At 52.2% G+C, this 24,944-nt stretch carries 27 protein-coding genes; 20 read left to right on the forward strand and 7 right to left on the reverse strand.

Going from position 1 to position 24,944, the window contains the following annotated elements; translation table 11 throughout:
• The first annotated feature begins 110 nt into the window (after nt 1–110).
• The 7 genes from ACWWFX_RS15255 (at nt 111) to ACWWFX_RS15285 (ending at nt 8,312) form a co-directional block, all read left to right on the forward strand.
• Nucleotides 111–1,382 carry a YeaH/YhbH family protein gene (locus ACWWFX_RS15255; RefSeq protein WP_149464747.1) on the forward strand — a complete coding sequence of 424 codons (1,272 nt, stop codon included), beginning with the start codon at nt 111–113 and terminating at the stop codon, nt 1,380–1,382.
• 188 nt (nt 1,383–1,570) lie between these two features.
• A complete protein-coding gene (gene uspF / locus ACWWFX_RS15260) occupies nt 1,571–2,005 on the forward strand; it encodes a universal stress protein UspF (protein ID WP_473224173.1) in 435 nt (144 codons plus the stop codon).
• 102 nt (nt 2,006–2,107) lie between these two features.
• Nucleotides 2,108–3,607, forward strand: coding sequence for a diguanylate cyclase DgcJ (gene dgcJ, locus ACWWFX_RS15265; protein WP_473224174.1), 1,500 nt, complete (start codon nt 2,108–2,110; stop codon nt 3,605–3,607).
• A 69-nt stretch (nt 3,608–3,676) separates the two neighbouring features.
• Nucleotides 3,677–4,180 (forward strand): YbaK/prolyl-tRNA synthetase associated domain-containing protein, encoded by a 504-nt coding sequence (locus ACWWFX_RS15270; RefSeq protein ID WP_276220131.1) that lies wholly within the window; start codon nt 3,677–3,679, stop codon nt 4,178–4,180.
• 198 nt (nt 4,181–4,378) lie between these two features.
• Nucleotides 4,379–5,713 (forward strand): glycoside-pentoside-hexuronide (GPH):cation symporter, encoded by a 1,335-nt coding sequence (locus ACWWFX_RS15275; RefSeq protein WP_473224175.1) that lies wholly within the window; start codon nt 4,379–4,381, stop codon nt 5,711–5,713.
• Nucleotides 5,714–5,722: 9 nt separating this feature from the next.
• Nucleotides 5,723–7,759, forward strand: coding sequence for a glycoside hydrolase family 31 protein (locus ACWWFX_RS15280; RefSeq protein WP_473224176.1), 2,037 nt, complete (start codon nt 5,723–5,725; stop codon nt 7,757–7,759).
• A gap of 106 nt (nt 7,760–7,865) precedes the next feature.
• Nucleotides 7,866–8,312 (forward strand): DUF441 domain-containing protein, encoded by a 447-nt coding sequence (locus ACWWFX_RS15285; RefSeq protein ID WP_473224177.1) that lies wholly within the window; start codon nt 7,866–7,868, stop codon nt 8,310–8,312.
• On the opposite strand, the gene ACWWFX_RS15290 is transcribed toward ACWWFX_RS15285, so the two are convergent.
• On the reverse strand, nt 8,296–9,087 hold the full coding sequence (locus ACWWFX_RS15290) for an AraC family transcriptional regulator (RefSeq protein WP_473224241.1): 792 nt from the start codon (nt 9,085–9,087) through the stop codon (nt 8,296–8,298). The two genes, ACWWFX_RS15285 and ACWWFX_RS15290, sit on opposite strands and share 17 nt — an antisense overlap.
• A 96-nt stretch (nt 9,088–9,183) precedes the next feature.
• On the opposite strand from ACWWFX_RS15290, the gene ACWWFX_RS15295 reads away from it, so the two are divergent.
• On the forward strand, nt 9,184–10,365 hold the full coding sequence (locus tag ACWWFX_RS15295) for a CynX/NimT family MFS transporter (protein WP_276220135.1): 1,182 nt from the start codon (nt 9,184–9,186) through the stop codon (nt 10,363–10,365).
• Between the two features lie 4 nt (nt 10,366–10,369).
• On the opposite strand, the gene ACWWFX_RS15300 is transcribed toward ACWWFX_RS15295, so the two are convergent.
• Entirely contained in the window at nt 10,370–11,077 is a 708-nt protein-coding gene (locus ACWWFX_RS15300) for a CTP synthase C-terminal region-related (seleno)protein (protein WP_276220136.1), read from the reverse strand.
• A gap of 139 nt (nt 11,078–11,216) precedes the next feature.
• Between ACWWFX_RS15300 and ACWWFX_RS15305 the strand changes: the two genes are divergently transcribed.
• Nucleotides 11,217–11,561: a DUF488 domain-containing protein gene (locus ACWWFX_RS15305; RefSeq protein WP_149464741.1), complete on the forward strand. Its 345-nt coding sequence runs from the start codon at nt 11,217–11,219 to the stop codon at nt 11,559–11,561.
• A gap of 32 nt (nt 11,562–11,593) precedes the next feature.
• On the opposite strand, the gene ACWWFX_RS15310 is transcribed toward ACWWFX_RS15305, so the two are convergent.
• Entirely contained in the window at nt 11,594–11,899 is a 306-nt protein-coding gene (locus ACWWFX_RS15310; RefSeq protein WP_456145383.1) for a hypothetical protein, read from the reverse strand.
• A 71-nt stretch (nt 11,900–11,970) separates the two neighbouring features.
• Nucleotides 11,971–12,219, reverse strand: coding sequence for a putative hemolysin (locus ACWWFX_RS15315; RefSeq protein ID WP_041686470.1), 249 nt, complete (start codon nt 12,217–12,219; stop codon nt 11,971–11,973).
• A gap of 292 nt (nt 12,220–12,511) precedes the next feature.
• On the opposite strand from ACWWFX_RS15315, the gene ACWWFX_RS15320 reads away from it, so the two are divergent.
• Nucleotides 12,512–13,507, forward strand: coding sequence for a sensor domain-containing diguanylate cyclase (locus ACWWFX_RS15320; RefSeq protein ID WP_473224178.1), 996 nt, complete (start codon nt 12,512–12,514; stop codon nt 13,505–13,507).
• A 66-nt stretch (nt 13,508–13,573) separates the two neighbouring features.
• A complete protein-coding gene (locus ACWWFX_RS15325; protein ID WP_015964813.1) occupies nt 13,574–13,678 on the forward strand; it encodes a YoaK family small membrane protein in 105 nt (34 codons plus the stop codon).
• Nucleotides 13,679–13,767: 89 nt separating this feature from the next.
• On the opposite strand, the gene ACWWFX_RS15330 is transcribed toward ACWWFX_RS15325, so the two are convergent.
• Both ACWWFX_RS15330 and ACWWFX_RS15335 read right to left on the reverse strand, forming a co-directional pair.
• On the reverse strand, nt 13,768–15,252 hold the full coding sequence (locus ACWWFX_RS15330; protein ID WP_327621853.1) for a GGDEF domain-containing protein: 1,485 nt from the start codon (nt 15,250–15,252) through the stop codon (nt 13,768–13,770).
• Between the two features lie 446 nt (nt 15,253–15,698).
• Nucleotides 15,699–15,962: a DUF2534 family protein gene (locus tag ACWWFX_RS15335; RefSeq protein ID WP_015964815.1), complete on the reverse strand. Its 264-nt coding sequence runs from the start codon at nt 15,960–15,962 to the stop codon at nt 15,699–15,701.
• A gap of 184 nt (nt 15,963–16,146) precedes the next feature.
• On the opposite strand from ACWWFX_RS15335, the gene ACWWFX_RS15340 reads away from it, so the two are divergent.
• The 3 genes from ACWWFX_RS15340 to ACWWFX_RS15350 are packed head-to-tail and all read left to right on the forward strand — an operon-like array spanning nt 16,147 to nt 17,046.
• Nucleotides 16,147–16,473 (forward strand): TehB family protein, encoded by a 327-nt coding sequence (locus tag ACWWFX_RS15340; protein WP_015964816.1) that lies wholly within the window; start codon nt 16,147–16,149, stop codon nt 16,471–16,473.
• 31 nt (nt 16,474–16,504) lie between these two features.
• The gene (locus ACWWFX_RS15345) at nt 16,505–16,858 is read left to right on the forward strand and encodes a TehB family protein (protein WP_473224179.1); all 354 of its coding nucleotides are present in this window, start codon (nt 16,505–16,507) and stop codon (nt 16,856–16,858) included.
• A gap of 5 nt (nt 16,859–16,863) precedes the next feature.
• The gene (locus tag ACWWFX_RS15350) at nt 16,864–17,046 is read left to right on the forward strand and encodes a DUF1869 domain-containing protein (protein ID WP_015964818.1); all 183 of its coding nucleotides are present in this window, start codon (nt 16,864–16,866) and stop codon (nt 17,044–17,046) included.
• Between the two features lie 48 nt (nt 17,047–17,094).
• On the opposite strand, the gene ACWWFX_RS15355 is transcribed toward ACWWFX_RS15350, so the two are convergent.
• On the reverse strand, nt 17,095–18,186 hold the full coding sequence (locus tag ACWWFX_RS15355) for a YncE family protein (RefSeq protein WP_456145381.1): 1,092 nt from the start codon (nt 18,184–18,186) through the stop codon (nt 17,095–17,097).
• Between the two features lie 51 nt (nt 18,187–18,237).
• On the opposite strand from ACWWFX_RS15355, the gene ACWWFX_RS15360 reads away from it, so the two are divergent.
• The 6 genes from ACWWFX_RS15360 to ACWWFX_RS15385 all read left to right on the forward strand — a co-directional run bounded on the left by ACWWFX_RS15360 (nt 18,238) and on the right by ACWWFX_RS15385 (nt 24,927).
• Nucleotides 18,238–18,624, forward strand: a complete 387-nt coding sequence (locus tag ACWWFX_RS15360; protein ID WP_473224180.1) for a hypothetical protein — start codon at nt 18,238–18,240, stop codon at nt 18,622–18,624.
• Entirely contained in the window at nt 18,621–20,723 is a 2,103-nt protein-coding gene (gene fhuE, locus ACWWFX_RS15365; RefSeq protein ID WP_473224181.1) for a ferric-rhodotorulic acid/ferric-coprogen receptor FhuE, read from the forward strand. Before ACWWFX_RS15360 ends, fhuE begins: the two co-directional genes overlap by 4 nt.
• 107 nt (nt 20,724–20,830) lie before the next feature.
• Nucleotides 20,831–21,994 carry an MFS transporter gene (locus tag ACWWFX_RS15370; RefSeq protein ID WP_473224182.1) on the forward strand — a complete coding sequence of 388 codons (1,164 nt, stop codon included), beginning with the start codon at nt 20,831–20,833 and terminating at the stop codon, nt 21,992–21,994.
• A 97-nt stretch (nt 21,995–22,091) separates the two neighbouring features.
• Complete coding sequence (locus ACWWFX_RS15375; RefSeq protein ID WP_473224183.1) at nt 22,092–22,454, forward strand: GtrA family protein; 363 nt, start codon at nt 22,092–22,094, stop codon at nt 22,452–22,454.
• Nucleotides 22,451–23,380 (forward strand): glycosyltransferase family 2 protein, encoded by a 930-nt coding sequence (locus ACWWFX_RS15380; RefSeq protein ID WP_276220181.1) that lies wholly within the window; start codon nt 22,451–22,453, stop codon nt 23,378–23,380. The genes ACWWFX_RS15375 and ACWWFX_RS15380 overlap by 4 nt, the downstream gene beginning before the upstream one ends.
• Nucleotides 23,380–24,927, forward strand: coding sequence for a DUF6056 family protein (locus tag ACWWFX_RS15385; RefSeq protein WP_473224242.1), 1,548 nt, complete (start codon nt 23,380–23,382; stop codon nt 24,925–24,927). Before ACWWFX_RS15380 ends, ACWWFX_RS15385 begins: the two co-directional genes overlap by 1 nt.
• Nucleotides 24,928–24,944: the final 17 nt, after the last annotated feature.

Below are 24,944 nucleotides of genomic sequence, written 5' to 3' on the forward strand. Positions count from 1 at the left end.
TGCCCGGCGGCGGTTGCCTGCCGGGCATCACAGCGTTCCGTAGGCCGGATAAACGCAGCGCCATCCGGCATTTACTTACGGTAAAAAGTTGGCAGTACGGGAGGGGAAATATGACCTGGTTTATAGACCGGCGTCTTAACGGTAAAAACAAAAGCGCGGTGAATCGCCAGCGCTTTTTACGCCGTTATAAAGCGCAGATTAAACAGTCGATTTCCGAGGCCATCAATAAGCGTTCGGTTACCGACATAGACAGCGGTGAGTCTGTCTCCATTCCTACGGATGATATTAACGAGCCGATGTTCCATCAGGGGCGCGGCGGGCTTCGCCATCGGGTGCATCCCGGTAACGATCACTTTGTGCAAAACGACCGCATCGAGCGCCCACAAGGGGGCGGCGGTGGCGGCGGAAGCGGTCAGGGCCAGGCCAGCCCTGACGGCGAGGGTCAGGATGAATTTGTCTTTCAGATTTCGAAAGATGAATATCTGGATCTGCTTTTCGAAGATTTAGCGCTGCCAAACCTGCGAAAAAACCAGCAGCGCCAGCTGACCGAGTATAAAACGCACCGGGCGGGGTTTACCTCAAACGGTGTACCGGCCAACATCAGCGTGGTTCGCTCGCTGCAAAACTCGCTGGCCCGACGCACCGCCATGACGGCGGGGAAACGGCGCGAATTACATGAACTGGAAACCAGTCTGGAAATCGTCGCGAAAAGCGAACCGGCCCAGTTGCTGGAAGAGGAGCGACTGCGCAAAGAGATTGCTGAGCTGCGGGCAAAAATCGATCGCGTGCCGTTTATCGACACCTTTGACCTGCGTTACAAAAACTATGAGAAACGGCCTGAGCCCACCAGCCAGGCGGTTATGTTCTGCCTGATGGACGTTTCAGGGTCGATGGATCAGGCCACCAAAGACATGGCCAAGCGTTTTTACATTCTGCTCTATCTGTTCCTGAGCCGAACCTATAAAAACGTTGAGGTGGTCTATATTCGCCACCATACGCAGGCGAAAGAAGTGGATGAACATGAGTTCTTCTATTCTCAGGAAACCGGCGGCACGATTGTCTCCAGCGCTCTGAAACTGATGGATGAAGTGGTGACGGAGCGTTATAACCCGGCACAGTGGAATATCTATGCCGCACAGGCGTCGGATGGCGATAACTGGGCGGATGACTCCCCGCTGTGTCATGAACTGCTGGCGAAGAAGATTCTGCCGGTAGTCCGTTATTACAGCTATATCGAAATAACCCGCCGGGCACATCAAACCCTGTGGCGAGAATATGAGCATCTGCAGGCGACGTTTGAGAATTTCGCGATGCAGCATATTCGCGACCAGGAAGATATCTACCCGGTATTCCGCGAACTGTTTCATAAGCAAGATGCCTGACGCTAATCAGCCAGCAATACCCTTTGCTGGCTGATTTCCTCATTTTTGTTATCAGCACATTCTCAGCACGCTATTCATCGGGGTGATTATCATTAAAAAATGGTATAGCTCACGAAACGTACACTTTTTAATATACCCCCACACCATAAACGGTTACTTTTAAATTGGTGATGACAAAAGGAGGTATTATGACCAAGAAAATTCTTGTACCGATTGATATTTCAGAAACTGAACTCACTCAGCGCGTGATTGCGCAGGTAGAAGCGCAAGCCCGTCTGGATGATGCGGAAGTCCATTTCCTGACCGTACTCCCTTTGTATCCATACTATGCCACCCTTGGCGCACGCTATGTGGCCGACCTGCCGGTGATGGACGATCTCGAAACCGATGCCATGAAAAAGCTCGACGAGATTGTGAAGCAGTTTTCCCTGCCGGAAGATCGGGTTTACAAGCACTTCGCAGAAGGCGCGCCAAAGGACAAAATCCTCGACCTGGCGAAAACCATTCCCGCGGATTTGGTTATTATTAGCTCGCATCGTCCTGATTTTACCACTTATCTCCTGGGCTCAACCGCTGCGGCGGTGGTCAGACACGCGGAGTGTTCTGTTCTGGTTATTCGATAATTATCTTTACACTAAGCGGAAAAGGTTATTTCCGCTTAGTGCCCTATCCTGAAAAAATGCATGCTATAATTCAGCGTCGCCAGTGAAGTTCAGGATATAAACGTGTCACATTTCAGCAGCAAAAAAACAACGTTTGTGATAGTCATCTTATCGACCTGCGTATTCCTCGGACTTTTGTATAAAGAGTACAGCAACCTCAATAACTATATGAATTATATCTCTGAGAACGGGCGTTCCGCGCTTTTTCACGAAGAGTATATTAATCAGAATCTGGCCTTTCAGTTATCGCGCGCTTTTTCAGCGGATGCCAACATAAAGAAGCATGATACCCGCGCCTGTCAGAAACTGGAGCATCTCAACGGTGTAAACGGTTTTAACCTTGCCAGCCATGATTTTCAGGCGCTACCGGGCACGTTGCAGACCACCAACGCCTCCTGTGAGCAGTGGATCAGCGATGTCGCTTATCTGCCTCTGATCAATTCGCTGCCCGCCAGAAAAACGTCAAAGTACACGTTTTCCAACTATTCCGGCTATGCGTTTGATAACATCCGCTATTACATAGATGTGGCTAATTCCTATATCTATATCAATAAACTGGTCGATAGCAATAAGTACACCTTTAATAACTGGCTGGTTGTTCACCATAATTCAATCGATATCAAAAAAAGTGCACACACTATCAGCATTGATGACAGTAGCCTGAACGATCTGGCGATGGGCGAAAACATTATCTCTCATGTTTATCGGGATGGTTACACCCACCACAATATTATTAGCATGCTAACGCCGGTGTTTAAAGACAGCACGTTTAAAGGCATTATCATCACCGATATAAATATCAGCGACCTGGCAACGTCTTTCTATACCGCCGACAGACCGGTTATCTGGAAGTTTCTGTCGATGCACATCGAAGACAACGCCACCGGGAAAAAAATCAATTTCCATAACCCTGCCTGGCGGGTACGTACACTCATTCATCATAAAGAAGCGATCACCCAATACTACTCTCTGCACATCAGCCTGGATATCGTCTACTTTATCATCTCGAATACATGGCTGATCTTCAGCTATCTCTTAACCACCTATTTGCTCTGCGCTTACGCAAATTACCATCTGACACGCAATGCACGTCTCTCGCGGGAGAACATCACGGATGTGATGACCGGCCTGTACAACAGAAAGCTGCTCTCACCTTCCCTACAGGCAAAAATCGATGAGCTGCTTGTTAAAGGCATTGCCGTGAGCGTCATCGCACTGGACTGCGACGGCCTGAAGCGTATCAACGACACGCTGGGGCACCAGGCGGGAGACCGTATGATTCAGGCGTTGGGAAAAGCCATCGATCAGTCGATTCGTAAGAGTGATTATGGCATTCGCCTCGGCGGTGACGAGTTTAATATTATCCTCATAGATAATACCCTCGCTGCGGCGCAACAGGTGGTGAAACGTATTGAAAACAATCTGGCGGCGATGGATACCGGCTTCCCGGTGAAATTCTCCTGGGGCGGTTATCAGATGCAGCCGGGCGAGCCGCTGGACAGCGCTTTTGCGAAAGCCGACGGCGCGTTGTATCTGCACAAAAAAGGGAAGCGTTCTCGCTAAGCGTTCAGCACTTGAGTTAGCCGCGAAAAGGTCTACCCTGAAGGCTGTTTTTCGTCGCAAGGAGAAGATATGTCTGAAATCAACGCGCCCCAGGATGTTCACCAGCATCTGTTAGATTTGTTAGCGGAAAACCGCGCGCGCTACCGTGTCATGACCCATGAAGCGGTGGGTAAATGCGAAGCCGTTTCTGAAATGCGCGGCACGGCGCTGGGCCAGGGAGCCAAAGCGCTGGTGTGCAAAGTAAAAGGCAACGGCATCAAGCAACATATTCTGGCAGTACTCGCCGCCGATCAACAGGCTGATTTATCGCGTATTGCTGAGCACGTGGGCGGGTTAAAAGCATCCCTCGCCAGCCCGGCCGAGGTGGAGCAACTCACCGCTTGCGTTTTTGGTGCAATCCCGCCGTTCTCGTTTCATCCCTCGCTGCGTCTGATTGCAGACCCGTTATTGTTCACGCGGTTTGATGAAATTGCGTTTAATGCCGGTCGTCTGGAAAAATCCGTTATTCTGAATACCGAAGACTATTTACGCATTGCGCAGCCAGAACTGGTGGCGTTTCGTCGCGAGCTATAACAAAAAATAATAATTACCAGGCGATGATGCCCGTTATCGCCACTGGAACGATTCATTTTGCATTGAATTGTTACCGGTATCACGAAAAGCAGTTTACATAACGATATTGCAAAATCTCATAATTGTTTCCCCTCCCCCTTTCCCTAAACATGGTCCGGTAATGCTCGCTGAAATAACCTTACAAAGACAGGGTGGATCATGAGTCAATTTATTAGCCGCAAGGAAAAAATCAGCTATGGTTTAGGCGATATGGCCAGCCATATTGGTTTAGACAACGTTATTATTTTTCTGACTTTCTATTATACCGATGTCGTGGGTCTCCCCGCCGCCTTTGTCGGGACAATGTTTTTACTGGCCCGCACCGCCGACGCCATCATCGACCCGGCCATGGGCTACCTGGCCGACCGTACTACTTCACGCTGGGGCAAATTCCGCCCATGGATGCTGTGGCTGGCCCTACCCTTCGGTGCCAGCTGCCTGCTGACCTACGCGGTACCGGAGTCGTTAGACCTGACGGGAAAAATGATTTTCGCCACCGTCAGCTATACCTTCATGATGCTGATGTATACCGCCATTAATATTCCCTACTGTTCAATGGGCGCGGTGATTACGCCGGATAATAAAGAGCGTATTTCTTTGCAATCGTATCGCTTTTTTCTGGCCACGCTCGGCGGCGCAATGTCCACGTTCTTTATGATGCCTTTAGCTGAATTTATTGGTGGCGCGGATAAATTAATGGGCTATCGCTGGTCGATGGCGATTATGGCCAGTATTGCCGTCATCATGTTCTGGATCTGCTTTGCCAATACCCGTGAGCGAATTAAAACGCCCGCCACGCATAATAATTACCTTTCCGAGTTACGCGATCTCTTACGTAACGATCAATGGCGCGTTGTCGCCGTTCTGGTATTAACCAATATTGGCTTTGGGGTGATTCGCCTGGGTGCCATGATGTATTTCGTCACCTATTATCTCGGCAATGCGGGCTATTTTATGTGGATGCTCGCCGCGCATATAATCGGTAAAGCCGCAGGCAGCGCGCTGGCCAAGCGCCTGACCCGCAACGCCAGCAAAGTCCAGATGTTCGGCTACTGCTCGGTGCTGGCCGGTATTCTCAGCATTGCGCTGTTCTTCGCGCCGAAATCCATTTTCGTGCTGGTTCCCCTCACCTTTATCGTTTCTACGCTTTACCAGTCCACCACCACCTTAATGTGGGTGATGATGGCCGACGTCGCCGATTACGGCGAATGGAAACAGGGTAAACGCATGGACGGCGTGATTTTCTCAACTTTCCTCGCGGTACTGAAACTGGGCATGGCCATCAGCGGCGCGATCGTTGGCTGGACGCTGGGCCTGAGCGGTTATGTCGCCAATGCCCCGGAACAATCGCCGCTCGCCATGCACTGTATCGTCGCCCTGTTCACTGTCATTCCAGGTATGTTGTCGCTGTGCGCCTTTGCAACGCTACGCTGGTATCGGCTGGACGATAGCAAAATGCAGGAAATCCATCTCGCTAAACAGAGCTTCTCTTAAGGGTCCAACATGAGTGAATTAATTCAAAATACCAACAGCATTGAGTGGCGCTTTGAGCGACAAATTCTGCGTATTGAGCCGTGGGGTAAAAACAGCCTGCGCGTGCGTGCGACCTGCCAGCCCGGCTTCAGCGATGCGCGGCATGCGCTACTGTGCGCTGACGACTGCCCGGCGGAAATCACCACCGGCCCGGAGACGCTAACCCTGCGCAACGGCAACATTCGCGCGGTGCTCAATCTGAAAGGGCAACTGGCCTTTTACAACCAGCGCAACGAGTTGCTGCTTGAAGAGATGTGGCGACAGCGCTCGACGGTCGGTATTGGCGCCAGCGAGAAGAGCCAGGATAAATATGTCAGCGCGCTGAAACTGGATGGGCGCGAATTCAAACCGCTACCGGGCGGGAAATATCAGCTCACGGTGCGTTTTGAGTCGCGTCCTGACGAGAAAATCTACGGTATGGGGCAATACCAACAACCCTGGCTCGATTTAAAAGGCTGTACGCTCGAACTGGCGCAACGTAATTCACAGGCCAGCGTGCCGTTTATGCAATCCAGCCTCGGTTATGGCCTGCTGTGGAATAACCCCGCCATCGGCGAAGCCTGTTTTGCCAAAAACCAGACAACCTGGAAAGCGCAGGTCACCGGAGAAATGGACTACTGGGTAACCGCCGGAGACAGCATTGCCGATATCACGCGGCAATATGCGCGCGTCACCGGCACGCCACCTGCTGCCCCCGCATTTATCAGCGGCCTGTGGCAGTGCAAGCTGCGCTATCGCAATCAGCAGGAAGTGCTGGAGGTCGCCCGGGAGTATCGTCGGCGTCATCTCCCGCTCTCAGTGATGGTTATCGATTTTTTCCATTGGCCGAATCAGGGTACCTGGTGTTTTGACCCGGTTGACTGGCCCGACCCGCGCGCAATGGTTGAAGAGTTGAAATCGCTCGGTATCGAACTCATGGTCTCCGTCTGGCCGACCGTCGAAGCCCGCAGCCCGCTCTTTGCGCAAATGAAAGCCAAAGGCTGGCTGGTAACCAGCGATCGCGGCGTGCAGGTGAATCTCGATTTTATGGGCAATACCACCTTCTTTGACGCAACACATCCGCAAGCCCGTCAGTTCGTCTGGGAAACGGTGAAAAAGAACTATCACGACCTGGGCATTAAGCTGTTCTGGCTGGATGAAGCCGAACCCGAATATCGCGCCTACGATTTCGATAACTATCGCTATCACGCCGGCCCGGTTCTGGAAGTGGGTAATCAGTATCCGCGCGACTTTGCTCAGGGTTTTTATGATGGTCTGAAAGCGGAAGGCGAAGAGGAAATCTGTAACCTGGTTCGCTGTAGCTGGGCAGGCAGCCAGCGTTACGGCGTGCTCGCGTGGTCGGGTGATGTCCACTCCTCGTTTCATGCGTTCCGCAACCAACTCGCCGCAGGGCTCAATATGGGGCTCGCGGGCATTCCCTGGTGGACCACGGACATCGGAGGTTTTCAGGGTGGCAATATTCACGACCCGGCCTTCCACGAGCTGTTGATCCGCTGGTTCCAGTGGGCGGTCTTCTGCCCGGTACTGCGGATGCACGGCTATCGTGAGCCGCAAATTCAGCCAGCGGAAAGCTACCGTAACGGTATTCCACAGTGTAACAGCGGTTCGCCAAATGAGCTGTGGAGCTACGGCGAAGCCAACTTCGCCACACTGCAACACTGGCTTTCGGTACGCGAGAAGCTGCGTCCCTATATCGATGCGCTGTTCAGCAATGCACAGCAGCACGGTGACCCGCTGATGCGCCCGCTGTTCTGGCATTATCCGGATGAAGCCAAAAGCTGGACGGTAGAAGATCAGTACCTGTTTGGTGACGATTTGCTGGTCGCGCCGGTGATGCAGGCGGGTCAGCGCGAACGTACCCTGTGGCTTCCTGGCAATCATCGCTGGGTAGCACTGAACGGTGAATGTTACGCGGGGCAGCAGCAAATTACCGTCGATGCCGCGCTGGAAACGATTCCGGTATTTATCCGTGAAGGAAGCCCGCTGGTGGCAGTGCTGGTTGGCTGATTGTGCAGACGCCAGAATGATCGCCAGATGTTAAAAAAAGCCTGCTTATTCACGCGGTTGCGCGTAAAGTAAGCAGGCTTACTTTTTTTGGCAAGGATTTCCTTTCATGTTCGATACCACCCTGCTGATCCTCCTTGGTCTGGCGGCACTCAGCTTCGTCAGTCATAACACCACCGTAGCCGTCTCCATCCTGGTACTGATTATTGTTCGTGTCACTCCGCTAAATACCTTTTTCCCCTGGATTGAGAAACAGGGGCTGACCATCGGGATTATTATCCTGACCATCGGCGTCATGGCGCCCATTGCCAGCGGGACCCTGCCGCCTTCCACGTTGCTGCATTCATTCGTTAACTGGAAATCGCTGGTGGCGATAGCGGTTGGCGTCTTTGTCTCGTGGCTTGGCGGACGCGGCGTCGTGCTGATGGGCTGCCAGCCACAGCTGGTAGCCGGGTTGCTGATTGGCACCGTGCTGGGCGTGGCGCTGTTTCGCGGCGTTCCGGTGGGCCCGCTGATTGCTGCCGGACTGGTCTCGATTCTTATTGGGAAGTCGTAAGGCTCGCCAGATAGCGTCCAGGCGTCTGACCGAGCCCTTTACGGAACATGGTGATAAACGCGGTGGTGGAGTCATAACCCAGCGCCAGCGCCACCTGCTGTACCGCCATTCCGCGCACCAGCATTTGCAGCGCCAGAATCAACTGCAACTGGTGCCGCCAGCGGCGAAAATTGAGCCCGGTCTCTTTGACCACCAGCCGCGCCAGATTGCGTTCACTCATGGCAAAACGGCTGGCCCACTGGCTGAGCGTCTGCCACTGCGCGGGTTGCGCCTCCATGGTCTCGACCATCAGGCGAATCTTCGGATGCGGCGATACCGGTAGCTGTAGCTGCTGCTCAGCCTGCTGCGGAAGCTCATCGAACAGCACCTGCGTCAGGCGCTGGCTTTGCGGCGTCTGTCGCGCGTTGCCAGGTCGTTGCGCGAGCGTCAGAATCAACTCGCGCACCAGCGGTGAAATTTTCAGAGAACAGCAGTGATCGGGCATCAGCGCCGCGCCGGGCTCGATAAACAGAAAACAGAGCTGCGCCTGCGGCGTTGCCCGATTGCTGTGCGGCATCCCGCCGGGGATCCACACCGCAAACTGGGGCGGTACCATCCAGCGCGCATTTTCCACCTCGCAGGTAATCGCACCATGCAGCGCCAGAATCAATTGCCCTTTACGATGCTGATGCTGCGCAATGTACTGCTCATCGGGCGCGACCTGGACGCTGAACGCCACTGCCACATCGTGATGACCGTCGGGGTGATAACCATCAAGACCGAGACCCAACATAATTTTGTCCGAATTTAGCGATAATTTGTCATTTTAGCTTGATTTCATCCTGCGCTAAACAGGGTATCGTCTTGTTCCCATCGTTTTACTGAGAATGCTATGCGTACTGTTTCACCTTCTGCCGCCCGCCACACCTGGCTTTTGATTGCGGGCATCTTACTGATCGCCTCGACGCTACGCGTCACCTTTACCGGTGCCGCGCCTCTGCTTGACGCTATTCGCGCGGAATACGGCTTAACCACTGCCCAAACCGGTTTGCTGACGACCCTCCCCCTGCTGGCTTTTGGGCTGGTGTCCCCACTGGCTGCGGGGATCGCGCAACGCCTCGGCATTGAACGCAGTCTGTTTGTCGCCCTGCTGTTGATTTGCATCGGGATTGCGGTGCGCTCGTTACCGGCAGTCAGCCTGTTGTTCATCGGTACGGCGATCATCGGCTGCGGAATTGCGCTGGGTAACGTCCTGCTGCCAGGGTTAATCAAACGCGATTTTGCAGGCAACGTCGCCCGCATGACCGGCGCGTATTCTGTCACCATGGGTGCCGCCGCCGCGCTGGGCTCCGCCATGGTCGTGCCGCTGGCCCTGAACGGTTTCGGCTGGCGTGGCGCATTACTGGGGCTGATGGTCTTTCCACTGCTGGCGTTCCTGCTGTGGTTACCGCAGTGGCGCGCGGCAAAAACCGCCACGCTGACCACCTCGCGCACCCTGAAAAGTCGGGGGATCTGGCGTTCATCGCTGGCCTGGCAGGTCACACTGTTTCTGGGGATCAACTCGCTGGTCTATTACGTGGTGATCGGCTGGCTGCCCGCCATTTTGATTGGGCAGGGCTACAGTGAAGCGCAGGCCGGATCGCTACATGGGCTGTTGCAGCTGGCGACCGCCGCACCGGGATTTGTGATTCCGCTGATCCTGCATCGGCTCAAAGATCAGCGCGGGATCGCCATACTCGTCGCGCTAATGTGTGCCGTGAGTGCTGCGGGCTACTGGCTCTTCCCTGCGCAGGCAGTTGTCTGGACGCTCATTTTCGGCTTCGGCTCCGGGGCGACGATGATCCTCGGTCTGACCTTTATCGGCCTGCGCGCCAGCTCGGCACATCAGGCCGCCGCGCTTTCGGGAATGGCGCAGTCTGTGGGTTATTTGCTGGCCGCCTGCGGGCCGCCGCTGATGGGGAAAATCCACGACGCCAGCGGTGACTGGCATATCCCACTCTACGCCGTGGCGGTCATTTCACTGGTGATGGCGCTGTTTGGCGCACTCGCCGGACGCGACCGGGAAATTCACTAAGCGATTAATTTGCCGCTGCGTACAGGAAAGCCTGTACCAGCGGCGCAGGACGCCCTTCCAGCGCATTGCGCTCATGCTGGAAAAGCGTCGCCACGAAGAACGGATGCGTCACCAGTTCAACAGCGCGAATCTCCCCTTCTTCATCCCAGCCGGTCACCCGCAGCGGCTGGTCCTGTAACGCCGCCGCAAAATCCGCGGAGACCCCGTAGTTACAGTGGTAACCCTCTGTAATTTCATCACGCCCGTACGCGCGAGCAATCAGCGTATTTGTACGCAGTTCGATAGTGTCAGTTTTTTCCACCAGCGAACAGCTCAGTGGCGCAATCACCATGCGGCCTTCGCTGTCGGTTTCGGCGTGAGCAGCATCGTCCCACCCCATGACATTACGTGCGTATTCAATCACCGCATGCTGGAAACCACCGCAGGTGCCCAGGAATGGCAGGCTGTTTTCGCGCGCGTAGCGAATCGCCAAAAACGCGCCCTCGCTGTTCTTATACGGGCTGGCCGGGACCACCCAGATGGCGTCAAATTCGGCTAAATCATCGGTACTGTGGATATCTGAAGTCGCGAGCCAATGGTAGTCCACGGGAATATCCAGCACCGCCGCCGCGTCATCAATCGCCAGCGGAATCGCCTGATGGGCTGTCACGTCGGGGTTGTAATCGCCAACCAGGGCAATACGAAGGGAGTTTTTGACAGCTGGGTTTTCCATGAGTGGTCCTTATACGTAACAATTTTTCGAACAACATTATGCGTGTCATCCTGGTGGAGTCGTCCCTGAATAGCAATACCCGGGAGGGGGTGGTATTGTGGAAAGTCCATCATCTGGATGAGTGTAAAGGAGGCAGGAGATGATCCAGTGTAAACGCGTTTATGACGCAGCAACACCCGAGGATGGTTATCGCGTGCTCGTTGACCGACTGTGGCCGCGCGGTATCAAAAAGGAAAACCTTGTCTACGATGACTGGTGTAAAGATCTCACGCCGTCTGCCGAATTGCGTAAGGCGTATCATGGCGAGGTGATCGATTTTGCGACCTTCTGCCAGCACTATCGCGATGAACTGAACCAGCATCGCGAGGAAGGCGTTCGCCTGCAGGGCATCGCCAATACGCAGGGCCTTACGCTACTTTATGCCGCAACCAACACCACGCAAAACCATGCGCGAGTGTTAGCCGACTGGCTGAGCAAACTGTAAGACTCTTCAATGCTACGCCCGGCGGCGTAGCATTACGCAAGACTGAGCGCTTTTTCCTCTTCGGGCAACGCATCCGGCGTCAGCGGCAGTAGATATTCGCTGCGCACAAACGCGAATCCGTGTTGCCCATCTGCCGCCCGCACATCACCGGTAACCAGCCATAAGGCGCGCGGCGATTGCGCAGGGATTTGCGTCATCACGCCATTCACCGGATTTAAAATACGTTCTCCCGGCGCGCAAAGCGCAAACAGCTCAACGGCTTTACCAATATTCGCGCGACCTGCTGTGGTGCGCGAGGCAATAATCAGGGCGGTACTGCCCGGTTTATGCAAAAACATGCTCTCTTTCTACTCGCGTTCTTTGGTTAAGAATTATCCTAAGCTGAGTTTACTCAAGAGCCGCGATGTTGTCACTGTTTCTGCGGATGATCCCGGCGCCAGAGCGTCCATTCATCCACACGCTCGCCGCCCGGCAACTGACAGAGATTACTCTCCCCCTGAGCACTCTTCTGTGCAATCAGTTTGCCGCCTTTTTCCACGCAGTACACCGATGCCGGGTTAGCCATCCCCACCTGTTTTGGCGGCGGTGGCGCATCGGGTTGTTGTTGTGCGCATCCAGCGAGAAGTAATGCGGCACCGATCAGATACTGTTTCGACATGCTTTTTCCTTTTAGATGAGGTTTCACTTTAAACTCCACGATTTCTCCATTTTAACTGCACTTTTGCCGAATAAAGTACACCTCGTTCTCGAACTGACCAGAGAACAGATCATTCCATAATCAATGAGTTTTTGCCCCATCGCCCCCGATGGGGCTTTTTTTTGCCCTTAAAGCCTTATGTTCCTGCGCCAGAATGTATAAAATTTGATATATCCAGGCTGTATTCTTATCGAGCAGTCAGAAAATTCTTACCAACGTACGGCGTACTCCCTGCTGTACGGGAGCTTTTTTCATGTCCGACAACATTCTTGCCCGGGTATCGCACACCCTTGCCACGGAACAATCTTTGGAGTGTCTGGTTCGCCAGTTACTCGAAATGCTTGAGCTGGTCACTAATATGGAGTCTACGTATCTGACCAAAATCGATACGGAAGCCCAGCTGCAACATATTGTTTATGCGCGCAATAGCGGTGATATGACCATCCCGGAAAATGCCTCCGTTCCCTGGGAAGAGTCGTTATGCAAACGAGCAATGGATGAAAACTTTTTCTTCTGTAACGACGTTGACGTCCACTGGGCGGATTGCGAACGTGCGCGCGAGCTTGGCATCACCACGTTTCTCAGTACGCCGGTGCATCTGGCCGACGGGTCGCTGTATGGAACACTGTGCGCTTCCAGTAAGCAAACCATGCCTTTTAGCCTGAACGGGGAGCAAGTACTCCAGCTGTTCGCCAGTATTATTGCGCGCTACATTGAGAAGGAGTCGCTGGTGAATCAGCTGCGCGCGGCAAATGCGGCGCTGATATATCACTCCTACACAGATGCATTAACCGGATTGCCCAATCGCCGGGCGATATTTGAAAATCTGGAGACGATGTTCTCGCATGCCCAAAAAGTGGGCTGCCATATTACGCTGGCCTATATTGACCTTGATAAATTTAAGGCCATCAATGACCATTACGGCCATCATTGTGGCGATCGGTTCTTGCAACAGGTTGGACAACGGTTGTTGGCCTTTAACACGGAAGATGGCCTGGTCGGGCGTTTGGGTGGCGATGAATTTTTGGCTGCGGTACTCTGTGCCTCAAAGAGTGAACAAACACAGTTCGTCAGTGCGTTACGGGAGCTGCTCAGTGGTGAATATTCGTTAGCAGAAACCACGCTTCACTATCCGGGAACCAGTATCGGCGTGATTGATATTGATCCCAACACAACAGACATTGAAAGCGCCATGCGCGCCGCCGACAGCGCTATGTATTTGGATAAACAAATGCGCCGCCAGCTATAATCCCCCTGGCATATCGGTTAAGGTTCACCCTACACAACATGAATAAATAACATTCAGGATAAAATAATGAGGCTAGGTATCGCGTTCCCCATCGTCATCTTTATTGTGGCGGTCATTTTTCTGAGCTGGTTCTTTATTGGCGGCTATGCGCTGCCAGAAGGTGCAAAATGAGAAAAACAACCATCATTATGTTGATTGTGGCGGTTGTTGCCGTCGCCGGGACACAATTAGGCTGGTGGTAAACCTGCACGAAGGCCGGTTTACCGGCCTGACTCCTGCTGTTCGTTCTTCTTCATCCGATACATGTCGGCATCCGCCTGCTGGATTGCGCTATCCAGATTATCCGCACTTGAAGACATTCCCCATGATACGGATAACGGCACCACTTCGCCCTCTACCGTAAAGGCATGCTGCGTTACCTGCGTAGCAATCCGTTCAGCAATATAGCGCGCATCTTCCTTGCTGGCGCTGGCCAGTAAAATGACAAACTCATCACCGCCAGTTCGGATCACCAGATCGTGTACGGCACGGACGTTATCCAGCATACATTGCGCGATAATCTTCAGCGCGCGGTCTCCCACGCTATGCCCCCAGGCATCGTTGATCGCTTTAAACTTGTTGCAGTCAAACAGAAGAACGGTTGTGTAACGCAGTTCATGCTTCTGAATCAGTTCCAGAATATTGCGCGTATAACTGCCGGTGAGCGCATCAGAATAGAAGCGATTGTCACCTTTATTTAGCCTGCGGCGAATAACAAAAAACAGTAATAAAAAGAGCAACGGCGCCAGCAGCACAGCCGTTGAGGCCATCGGATCATGTAAGATGTATAAATAAAGCGGCAGCGCATAGCGGAATTCGTAGCGATCGGAAAGATCGTAAACCTGATAAACCGTCGGCCAGTTACAGTTATCCGTTAAGCAAAGATGGCTGCCATCCTGGCGGTTAACAAATTTCAGCATCAGCTCAGAAGGGACGTTATTTTTGAACGACTCGCGTAAAGCGCGCTGTAACTCGGGCTTCGAAAAATCGTACAGTAAATAACCGACAATATGATTACTCACCTGTCCGGCAGAAAGATCGTAGATATAACTCACCAGACTGTAGGCTTTTTCACCGGTTATTTTATCCGTATAAAAATTGGTCGAGCTCCGCGCTTTTTTACGAGAATCTTTGAGTAATAAGCGGTCATAAAACGATTCTGGAATCTGGAAAAAGGCGGCAGGATTACGCGCCATTTGTGATGAATCAAAGGAAAAGCGAACGGAGTCTTTACTGGTAAACCAATAAAACCAGTGCGCGTCATGCGCCACAATATAACGATGGGTATCGTAATGCCCAGGATTCAGCGTGTTCATTCTGGCACGCACGAACTCGCCTGCGGCAAACATACAGCGCGCTTCTTCACTCTGCGTCCGGGATATCAGCGTGCCGTAGCCCGGGTTAAGAACCGACCTGTCAGCATTGATGCCCCATTCATCGCGATTACGTGGACGAAAATCGCTCAAATTGCCGCACAGGTTATTACTTTTTAGCTGTTGATAACGCACGCCTGCGGCATCGGCAATTAATTCATTATCATTAAAGATGGCCAGCATATTGCTTTCCAGCGCATTAATGCCGTCATTGACCTGAGTAATCGCACGTTGATACATAAAAAAGAGATACAGGAAAATTAACAGGCCAGTGATCCCTGCTGCCACCAGCAACGCCTGCTTCTTTCGTAAACTGTCCTGAACACGTCTCACATGCGCACCATCATAAAAGTCATCCTTTTAAACGTAACACACTTTGTGTTTTTAGCTTGTCCAGAAAGAACCTATCAGAAAAATAGGCTATTCATGCTTTAAATGTGTGGTTATTAACAAATTAATGTACAACTGACTAATTTATGTGCATGAGAATTAGGCGCAAAGACGCAGGGAGCCATGAGGAATACGGAGTAATCTTATCTACTAATGCATGGGCTTTTATAACAATCGTCTCAGCTGAATCGCATAGACTATTTACGGCGACAGCGTGTTACAGGAGACACTTATAATGAAAAAATTGCTCGCACTCTCTTTATTAATTGTATTGAGCAGCACACTCAGCGGATGCATCATCGATCATGGCCATCACCGTGGCGGTCATCACCACTCGCATCATCGTTGACAGAGGGAAAATTCAGGCGAGCCGTGCTCGCCTGATAAAATTAGCTGTGGCTCTCTTTGGGACCTAGGAAAATAAAACCGAATGGAATCGACCCCAGCACGGTGAAAATGCAGCTGTAGACCATGACCATTGCGCCCTGCAAAAAGAACATGCCCGTTGTCCACTCCGAATAAGGCAGGTTGTACTCACGTACTACGCCGCCAAACGTTGCCCGCCCCACGACAAACAACGCAATCACAAATATTGTGCAGGCACACAGCAGAAATTTTTTGCCGTTCCTTGTCCGCAATTTTTCCAGCACCATACTCAACGCTCCCCTTCATGGCGATATATTACGCTGTAGTTGTAACATTTATGTGCCAATAAATGAATGTTTTTGTGAACCTATAGTGATCTACCCCTTTTAAAGTAGTATTTAAAATGCACTTTTTGATAAATTTCGACCGGCACTTCGTGCTCTAATAACCCGTAACAAAACAGGGGGAAACATGTTACGGATTCCGCAAAGTTGTGTTCATACGCGTTCCACGCCGTTCTGGAACAAAGAGACGGCACCCGCCGGTATTTTCCAGCGTCATCTCGATAAAGGTACGCGCCAGGGGGTCTACCCTCGCCTGTCGGTGCATAAAGGGGCGGTGAAATACCTGGGCTATGCTGATGAGACGATTGAACAGCCTGAAGCCGAGTTACTGATCGAAGCGGGTCACTTTGGCGTGTTTCCACCTGAGAAATGGCATCTGATAGAACTGATGACCGAAGATACTGTTTTTCAGATTGATTTTTTCGTGGAAGCTGATGTTTTGAGATCCCTTTAAGCTCACAAGGCGACTAAGTAAGGAGCCAATTATGCTGCGTATTCCTGAAAATTTTATTCATTCCCGTTCAACACCGTTCTGGAATAAAGACACCGCGCCAAAAGCGCTGTTCACTCACCACAACACCAAAGCACATGTTTATGGCCGCCTGTCGGTGATGCAGGGCGCGGTGCGCTACTTTGGTTTTCCTGACGCCGAGGCCACTGAGCCTGACGTCGACATTATTATCGAAGCCGGGTCATTCGGTATTTCGCCGCCGCAAAAATGGCACCGAATTGAGCTTCTGACTGACGATACCTATTTCAATATCGACTTCTTTGCCGACCCGGATGTCAAACTTGAAGGCGCAGGCCTGGGCAAAGTGGTCAATTCGCATAAGGAGTAAACATCATGGGTAAAGCAACCTATACGGTGACCGTCACGAACAACAGCAACGGCATTTCGGTGGATTATGAAACCGATAAACCGATGGAATTGCTGATACCTGATGTTGCTGCCGATGTGGTGAAAGATCTGATCAATACCGTGCGTGCGTACGATACCGAGAATGAACACGAAGTGTGTGGCTGGTAACATATCCGGCGGGAGAGAAAACGGGAGCCAGCAGGCTCCCGTTTTTTATTACTTCAGCGCAATCCGTGCCACGCTATCCGGGCCTTTGGTGGTGCTGTCGTCGTTGAAGTCTTGCTTCAGCGTGACGTACAGCGTCTGACCGTCCGGCGTCAGTAACAGGCTGTTCGGGCGGGCGTCAAATGACCAGCTTTTCTTCACCGCATAGGTGGTGGCATCCAGCTGCAACACTTTCTTCGATTCACGCTGGCTGATAAAGATCTCATTGCGTTTCGCGTCAAACTTGATGCCCAGCGCATCGCCCTCCAGACGTTTAATCACGCGTCCGGTGCGCTCATCAAACACCAGCGTGGTTTTCGCCTTCGAGTCATCGGTCACGAACAGACGCCCCGTTTGTGGGTCTGTCGCCATGTTCAGGAACAGGTAGCTTTTGCCATCCCCTGCGGTCAGGCGTTTTTCAATACGGTAGTTTTTCGGGTTAATCACCAGAATTTCACCGCCGCCATTGGCCGCGTAAATACGATCGGTGGTGGGCGAGTAGATAATCCCGGTCACCCATTTCCCGGCATTTTTGATGCGGGTCTTCAGGGTCATGGTTTTGGCATCCACCACCCAAATCAGGCCGGGATCTGCCACCCCGCCGATAAACAACAGTCCGTCGTGCCACAGGATTTCACGCGCGCCAACCGGGTCGCCGTCCGGGCCTTTTTCGCTAAATTTCACCCGTTGCAGAATTTTTCCGGTTTTGGCATCCACTTTCGATACGGCACCATCAAGGGAGTTGGTGGTGTAGAAAACGCTTCCGTCCGGCTCGCTCGCCATGCCAAAGTTTTTATAATCGGTATGCGTTTCACCGGTAGTGGCAAGGGTTGCCGGGTCCAGACGATACAACACGCCACCGTTAATATCTTTAAAACCCTGTGCGCTGGCGACATAGAGCGCCTTTTCCGTCGGCGCGTAATTCATCTCATAGAGTCCATTCGCTAATACGCGCTGCGTAACGTCACTGCTGGCGGCTGGCGGTTGCGTTTTTGATTCTACCGGCGGATTCTTCGCCGCCGGAGACTGGCATGCTGAAAGTCCCAGCGCAGCAGCAATCGCAAAAGCTACCGTAACGTGACGGCGCGTAAGCACTAATTTCATTCTGTACTCCATTCAATGGATAAAGGTTCCCGTGACGGCAACCATTAGAGAATGAGAATCATACTTATTATCGCCATTTTGGCAAACGGTCCCTGCTCTGCTGTCATATCGCCTCACCCGCTCTTTGCGGCGATTAACCACCTTTCTCTTCGCACAACGCCCGCCCCAGGCCTGTTGGCGAAAAACCCTTACAACACTGTGATAATTAAAGAATTTACATTAACTTACAATTTAGATGAGATCATTTCTCAATTCGATAAGGCAAATGATTATCATTGCCATTCGCTCATTTGGGCGGTGATCACAGTGGCAGATTTTTCTATAACAAACACAACATATGAGAACGTACAATGGGTTGTTTTAACAGGGTTCCCCGTTCCGCACAGCGATCTTCAGCAAGGGCATCACGCTTTCTTTTTTCAAGCCTGGCGGCGATGATTCATCTCGCCCTCGCCTCTGGCTCAGCAGTCGCTGCGGAAAATACCGATACGCAGGATGTCATGGTGGTTGATGGCGCAGCGACGGACGCGCCTGATAATACGCAGGCGCGCCAGGACTACAGCGTAAAAACGACGCGTGCGGGTACCAAAATGCTGCTCACACCACGCGATGTGCCGCAGTCGGTCAGCGTCATTACCGAACAACGCATGCAGGATCAAAACCTGGAAACTGTCGGCGATGTGCTGGCGAATACCACGGGGATCTCCGCCAATATTTTTGACAGCGAACGCTCCAGCTATTTTTCTCGTGGTTTTTACATCAACAACTATACCTTTGATGATATTCCAACCTCCGTCAGCGATGAGTGGAACTTTGGCGATGCGGGTGACGACACCGCCATTTATGATCGTATTGAAGTGGTGCGCGGCGCAACCGGGTTAATGACCGGCGCAGGCAACCCGGCGGCCTCGGTCAATATGGTGCGCAAACGCGCCGACAGCCGTGAATTCACGGGCAACGTCGGCGTTACCTACGGCAGCTGGAACAAACAGCGCTATGTCGCCGATCTCTCTGCCCCGCTGAACGACACAGGCTCAGTGCGCGGCAGAATCATCGCCGGATATCAGGATCAGGACAGCTGGCTGGATCGTTATCATAAACGCAAAAAATTCTTCTACGGCGTTGTCGATGCTGACATCACCGACAACACGACCGTTTCGCTGGGCTATGATTATCAGCAAAGCACCACCCGTAATCCGACCTGGGGCGGGCTGCCAACCTGGTACAGTAATGGCGTAAAAACCCATTACGATCGTAGCACTAACCCCTCAGCAGACTGGGCGCACTACTATCTTGAGTCACGCAAAGTTTTCGCCGACCTGACCCACGAGTTTGATAATGGCTGGAGCCTGCGCATGAATGGCACACATGCGGAAGCCTCGTTTGATTCGAAACTGCTCTACTCCTTCGGCTTCCCGGATCGCTCCACCGGGGAAGGCCTGTCGGGTTATGGCAGTCTCGATCGCGGCAAGCGGAAACTCGATTCCGTGGATACCTACACCACCGGGCCCTTCACGCTGCTGGGGCGCCAGCACGAGCTGGTTGCGGGCATGAGCTACAGCCGACAGACCAACCGCTATTACAGCGCCGGAGCGGATATTGATACAGCAGATATTGGCGTGTTTGATAACAACTGGAACGGTAGCCTCGCAGAGCCCGCGTGGAGCGACTGGACGCTAACATCCGATGACATCGTGCGGCAAAAATCTGCTTACACGGCGGCGCGTTTCTCGCTGGCTGACCCGCTCTCTTTAATTGTAGGCGCGCGCTACACCCAATGGAGCACCCACGGTTCCAGTGGGGATATGAGTAAAAACAACATTACGCCGTATGCCGGGCTGGTGTATGACATCAATGACATCTGGTCGGCGTATGCCAGCTATACCTCTATCTTCCAGCCGCAGACCTACCGCGACCAGAAAGGCAGTTACCTCTCGCCTGTCACCGGAAAAAGTTACGAAACGGGCCTGAAATCCGCCTGGCTGGACGGTCGGTTAACCGCGACGGTTGCCGTGTTCCGCATTGAGCAGGATAACGTAGGCCAGGCCGATGGCGATAATCACGTCAACGGCAGCAGCGAGCAGGCCTACTACGCAGCAAAAGGCGCCGTCAGCAAGGGCGCGGAGTTTGAGCTGAACGGTGCGGTGACCGATAACCTGCAAATGACCTTTGGCGCCACGCGCTACGTCGCACGCGATTCCACAGGGCGCTTCAACAGTAACATGCCTCAGACGCAGTTTAAGCTCTTTAGCCGTTACCAGTTACCGATGCTGCGCGACCTTACCGTGGGCGGCGGCCTCACCTGGCAGAATCGAACATATCAGGATGCCAGTGGACCGGATGGCGAAACCACCCGCGTCCATCAGGGCAGTTATCCACTGGCGAATCTGTTTGCTCGCTACCAGGTCACGAAACAGCTGGCGGTGCAGGCGAATATCGAAAACCTCTTCGACCGGGAATACTATTCCTGGGCCAGTGATTACGTGGTGTATGGCGAACCGCGTAACTATTCGGTGAACGTCTCCTGGGCATTCTGACCGACACACGCAGAGGATTGTCCTCTGCGTTTTTCCCCTTCCGCTTTCAGACTGAATAACCCCGCGAAGACTGGATCTTACCGCGATGTTATTCCAGGCTTGAAACCATGAAAAATTCAATCGCACTGGGGATCACCGGTTTTTCGCTTATCGCTGTCACCTACGGGATGGCGAGATTTTCCTGGGGATTGATGATGCCGGAAGTGGCGAAAGAGGTGTCGTTTAGCCCACAAATTGCCGGCATTATCGCGGCCTGCAGCTATCTGGCTTACTGCCTGGCGATCGTCTTCACTCCGCTGCTGGTTTCCCGCTTTGGCCCACGCATGCCGGCAATGACTGCCGCACTGGCAGCAGCAGTCGGGCTTATTCTGCTGGCACTGGCACATTCCCCGCTTATGCTCGCCATCGGGCTTTTCATCGCAGGCACCAGTGCCGGGTTGTCTTCTCCAGCGCTTGCAGAGGCTGTTTCACAGCGCATCTCCGTGCACCACCAGCCGCAGGTGAATACCGTCATTAATGCGGGTACCGGCGCGGGAATTATTATCAGTGTTCCGATATTGCTGGCCCTGCCCGGCGGCTGGCGAATGGCGTGTGTGACCTTTTCCGCGCTGGCAGCACTGTGCCTGTTTCTGATTTATCGGCATATCCCCGCCGGAACTGGTGCAAAACCGCAGCGAAGCCCTCTTCCCCTGCGTGAATGGTTTTCGCCAGCAATGATCCGCTTAGCCATTATCGCCCTGATAAGCGGCGCGGCCAGCGCGGCCTGGTGGAGTTTTGGCCCGGATATACTCGGCCATCATCTTGGTGTAAATGCACGGCTTCGCAGCCTGCTATGGCTGATAAGCGGTGCGGCAGGCATTTTAGCGGTATTCACCGGGTTACTGGCTCGCTACCTGGCCTGGGCGCAGATTTATCGTTTATCTCAGTTGAGCATGGCGCTGCTATTGCTGCTAATGGCTTTTTCGCAAAATTACTCCGGGTGGCTGATCCCCGCCGTGGCGATGTGCGGCGCCGGGTATGTCACACTTTCCGGCGTGTTGCTGGTGTATGCCGCCGATGTCCTCCGTCAGGCTCCGGCAACTGGGGTCAGCATCGCGTTCTTTATGCTGGCAGCGGGTCAGGTGGTTGGATCAGCACTGTTTGGGCAGATTTATGCGGGATATGGTGTGATATTTGCGCTGCTGCTGTTTGCGGGAATGTCGTGTGTCATGTTAGTCATAACCCCCTCTTCCCGCAGGCAAGTCAGTAGCGAGCACAGGACTACGTCATAATTTCGTCTGGCTGGCCCCTCAAATTACGCAGGGCAATAATGATCGTCAGGCGCGAGTCTGATAGACTTCGCAGAATTTCAACCTGTTGATTTTGGTAATGTTAAAATTATTCACAAAGTATGCGTCAATTGGCGTACTTAATACTGCCTTGCACTGGATTATTTTCTCCATATGTGTCTACGCCTTCCACACAAGCCAGGCGCTGGCTAATGTGGCCGGGTTTGCTGTGGCCGTTAGTTTTAGTTTTTTTGCTAACGCACGATTTACCTTCAAATCCACCACGTCAACCACTCGCTATTTGCTCTATGTCGGCTTTATGGGTGCACTGAGCGGTATTGTGGGTTGGATAGCCGATGAGTGCGCAATGGCGCCGATTATTACACTTGTTGTCTTCTCTGCGATCAGCCTGATTTGCGGATTCTTATATTCCCGGTTCATTGTTTTCAGGAATACGAAATGAAAATTTCATTAGTGGTTCCCGTCTTTAATGAAGAGGACACTATCCCTATCTTTTATAAGACGGTGAGAGAGTTTGATGAATTAAAACCGTTCGATGTCGAGATCGTCTTTATCAATGATGGTAGTCGTGATGCCACCGAATCAATTATCAGCGCCCTGGCTGTCGCCGACCCGTTGGTAGTGCCGCTCTCATTTACGCGTAATTTTGGTAAAGAGCCAGCGCTCTTTGCAGGTCTGGATCATGCCACCGGTGATGCGGTAATCCCTATCGATGTGGATTTGCAGGACCCGATCGAGGTGATTCCGCACCTTATTAAAAAATGGCAAGCAGGCGCTGATATGGTGCTGGCGAAGCGCACCGATCGTTCGACTGACGGCCGGCTGAAACGCAAGACCGCTGAATGGTTTTACAAATTACACAATAAAATCAGCACGCCCAAGATTGAAGAAAATGTGGGTGATTTCAGGCTAATGTCCCGCAACGTCGTGGAAAATATTAAGTTATTGCCTGAACGAAATCTTTTTATGAAAGGCGTACTTTCCTGGGTAGGTGGCAGCTGCGATGTTGTTGAATACGCGCGGGCGGACCGCGTTGCTGGCGACTCAAAATTCAACGGCTGGAAACTCTGGAACCTGGCGCTGGAAGGCATCACCAGCTTTTCCACTTTTCCTCTACGGATCTGGACCTATATTGGCGTTAGCGTTTCCGCCCTCTCTCTCATTTATGCCGCGTGGATGATCCTGGATAAGCTGCTGTGGGGCAATCCTGTTCCGGGCTATCCCTCACTCATGACCGCTATTCTCTTTCTCGGCGGCATTCAGCTTATTGGCATCGGCATTCTCGGTGAGTATATTGGCCGCGTTTACACGGAGGTTAAGCAGAGACCTCGTTACATCTTGAAGAGTAAAAACAGGACGATGGAATAATTACGACCATGCTAAAGTTACTACCCAAAGCGGCGATATTGCTGCTGGCATTTTTGGCCATATTTCTCATTGAGTGGTTTACCCCGATTCACTCAGATGACTATCGCTACTATCTTTTAGGGATCTCACCTGAGTCTCATTTACATCATTATATGACCTGGAGCGGCAGGATCATTGCCGATTACGCCAGTTCGCTGATTCTCTACACGCAATCACAAATTATCTATTCCGTTGCCGCAGGCTTCTCAACGGTTGCGTTCTGCTACTTCATTGTTAAAACGCCATCTGGCACGCTGAGCTGGACGAAAGTTGATTATATTTTGTTCCCGCTGATCTTTTTTACCTACTGGATTTCGAACCCAAATTTAGGACAAACCACCTTCTGGATTGTGGGTGCGGCAAACTATCTTTGGACTAACCTTTTCGTCGCGGCGTGGTTGTTTTATATCTACCGTATCACGACCCAAAATATCAAAACAATCAACCCATTAATTGCCTTGCTGAGCTTTATGGCGGGTTGTTCTAATGAAAGTGTCTCGCCTTTTGTCTCCTTGCTTTCTGTGCTCACCATCGCGTACGAGCTGTGGCGTACAAAGTCAGTTTCAGTCAATAAGATTATCTACAGCATCAGTGCAATCCTGGGATCATGTGTTTTAATTCTCTCTCCAGGTAACTTTATCCGCGCCAGCGGGAAAGACTTTTGGTATGGGAAATCCGTTTTTGAACGAATTTTCATTCACCTGACTGAACGCGTGCATAATCATCTGGCACTTATCTGGATTGGTTATGTCGTATTGTTTCTGCTGGTGCTGTTGGTTGTCTTCAACAAGCAAATTCGCGCAAAAATTGAAAAGAGCCATCTTGTTACCGCAGCGCTGGTGGTTTGCATAGGTCTGGGCACATCATTAATCATGTTTGCCTCTCCCTCCTATCCAGATCGGGTAATGAACGGGACCTTCATGTTCTTTCTGCTGGCCATTGCTTTCCTGGCTCATGGCTTATTAACCAGTGGTGTGAGAGCGGGAGTCATCGGTACGGCAGCCGTTACCGCACTATGTGGGATAACTTTCCTATGGTCTTATCCCATGATGTATAACGCGTACGAAAAAACTGCCCGCCAGGAAGTCGTCAGGCAAAAAGTTATTAGCCAGCAGCTTGCGACAGGAAAGCAGGCGTTTACCATCCCCGATTACTATTTTGTCAAATTGCAAAACAGTGGCGGTCACTTTGGTTTCTTCCACGATCCTGCGGTCTACGGCGACTATTATGGCGTTCAGAGAATTATCAAGAAGAAAGTGAAGTTTGACTATTCAGTCGTTGCTGATGGGCAGCAGCATACGCTCGCTAACGATATCGTGGCCTACAGTAATACAGAAGGTGATTTGGCCGTTATTAGCGCGACCCCGCTTGCTTCACCGATAACGGTAACTGTCGATGGTGCGAAGAAAATTATTCAGCCCGAAAAGATGAGACAGGCAGAAATTAACCAACAATTCTGGTACTACGCCCCCATCGATAAAGGTAAGGTTACAGCAATCTCCCTCTAAGCCTGAGCGAAAAAAAG

The organism is Pseudocitrobacter sp. 2023LY-00077 (assembly GCF_055796175.1).

What these genes read in the sequence shown, in the direction of transcription:
- ACWWFX_RS15255 (WP_149464747.1), top strand. Translation starts at nt 111, where the DNA reads ATGACCTGGTTTATAGACCGGCGTCTTAACGGTAAAAACAAAAGCGCG.
- uspF (WP_473224173.1), top strand. Translation starts at nt 1,571, where the DNA reads ATGACCAAGAAAATTCTTGTACCGATTGATATTTCAGAAACTGAACTC.
- ACWWFX_RS15270 (WP_276220131.1), top strand. Translation starts at nt 3,677, where the DNA reads ATGTCTGAAATCAACGCGCCCCAGGATGTTCACCAGCATCTGTTAGAT.
- ACWWFX_RS15275 (WP_473224175.1), top strand. Translation starts at nt 4,379, where the DNA reads ATGAGTCAATTTATTAGCCGCAAGGAAAAAATCAGCTATGGTTTAGGC.
- ACWWFX_RS15280 (WP_473224176.1), top strand. Translation starts at nt 5,723, where the DNA reads ATGAGTGAATTAATTCAAAATACCAACAGCATTGAGTGGCGCTTTGAG.
- ACWWFX_RS15285 (WP_473224177.1), top strand. Translation starts at nt 7,866, where the DNA reads ATGTTCGATACCACCCTGCTGATCCTCCTTGGTCTGGCGGCACTCAGC.
- ACWWFX_RS15295 (WP_276220135.1), top strand. Translation starts at nt 9,184, where the DNA reads ATGCGTACTGTTTCACCTTCTGCCGCCCGCCACACCTGGCTTTTGATT.
- ACWWFX_RS15300 (WP_276220136.1), bottom strand. Translation starts at nt 11,077, where the DNA reads ATGGAAAACCCAGCTGTCAAAAACTCCCTTCGTATTGCCCTGGTTGGC.
- ACWWFX_RS15305 (WP_149464741.1), top strand. Translation starts at nt 11,217, where the DNA reads ATGATCCAGTGTAAACGCGTTTATGACGCAGCAACACCCGAGGATGGT.
- ACWWFX_RS15310 (WP_456145383.1), bottom strand. Translation starts at nt 11,899, where the DNA reads ATGTTTTTGCATAAACCGGGCAGTACCGCCCTGATTATTGCCTCGCGC.
- ACWWFX_RS15315 (WP_041686470.1), bottom strand. Translation starts at nt 12,219, where the DNA reads ATGTCGAAACAGTATCTGATCGGTGCCGCATTACTTCTCGCTGGATGC.
- ACWWFX_RS15320 (WP_473224178.1), top strand. Translation starts at nt 12,512, where the DNA reads ATGTCCGACAACATTCTTGCCCGGGTATCGCACACCCTTGCCACGGAA.
- ACWWFX_RS15325 (WP_015964813.1), top strand. Translation starts at nt 13,574, where the DNA reads ATGAGGCTAGGTATCGCGTTCCCCATCGTCATCTTTATTGTGGCGGTC.
- ACWWFX_RS15335 (WP_015964815.1), bottom strand. Translation starts at nt 15,962, where the DNA reads ATGGTGCTGGAAAAATTGCGGACAAGGAACGGCAAAAAATTTCTGCTG.
- ACWWFX_RS15340 (WP_015964816.1), top strand. Translation starts at nt 16,147, where the DNA reads ATGTTACGGATTCCGCAAAGTTGTGTTCATACGCGTTCCACGCCGTTC.
- ACWWFX_RS15345 (WP_473224179.1), top strand. Translation starts at nt 16,505, where the DNA reads ATGCTGCGTATTCCTGAAAATTTTATTCATTCCCGTTCAACACCGTTC.
- ACWWFX_RS15350 (WP_015964818.1), top strand. Translation starts at nt 16,864, where the DNA reads ATGGGTAAAGCAACCTATACGGTGACCGTCACGAACAACAGCAACGGC.
- ACWWFX_RS15355 (WP_456145381.1), bottom strand. Translation starts at nt 18,186, where the DNA reads ATGAAATTAGTGCTTACGCGCCGTCACGTTACGGTAGCTTTTGCGATT.
- ACWWFX_RS15360 (WP_473224180.1), top strand. Translation starts at nt 18,238, where the DNA reads ATGAGAATCATACTTATTATCGCCATTTTGGCAAACGGTCCCTGCTCT.
- fhuE (WP_473224181.1), top strand. Translation starts at nt 18,621, where the DNA reads ATGATTCATCTCGCCCTCGCCTCTGGCTCAGCAGTCGCTGCGGAAAAT.
- ACWWFX_RS15370 (WP_473224182.1), top strand. Translation starts at nt 20,831, where the DNA reads ATGAAAAATTCAATCGCACTGGGGATCACCGGTTTTTCGCTTATCGCT.
- ACWWFX_RS15375 (WP_473224183.1), top strand. Translation starts at nt 22,092, where the DNA reads ATGTTAAAATTATTCACAAAGTATGCGTCAATTGGCGTACTTAATACT.
- ACWWFX_RS15380 (WP_276220181.1), top strand. Translation starts at nt 22,451, where the DNA reads ATGAAAATTTCATTAGTGGTTCCCGTCTTTAATGAAGAGGACACTATC.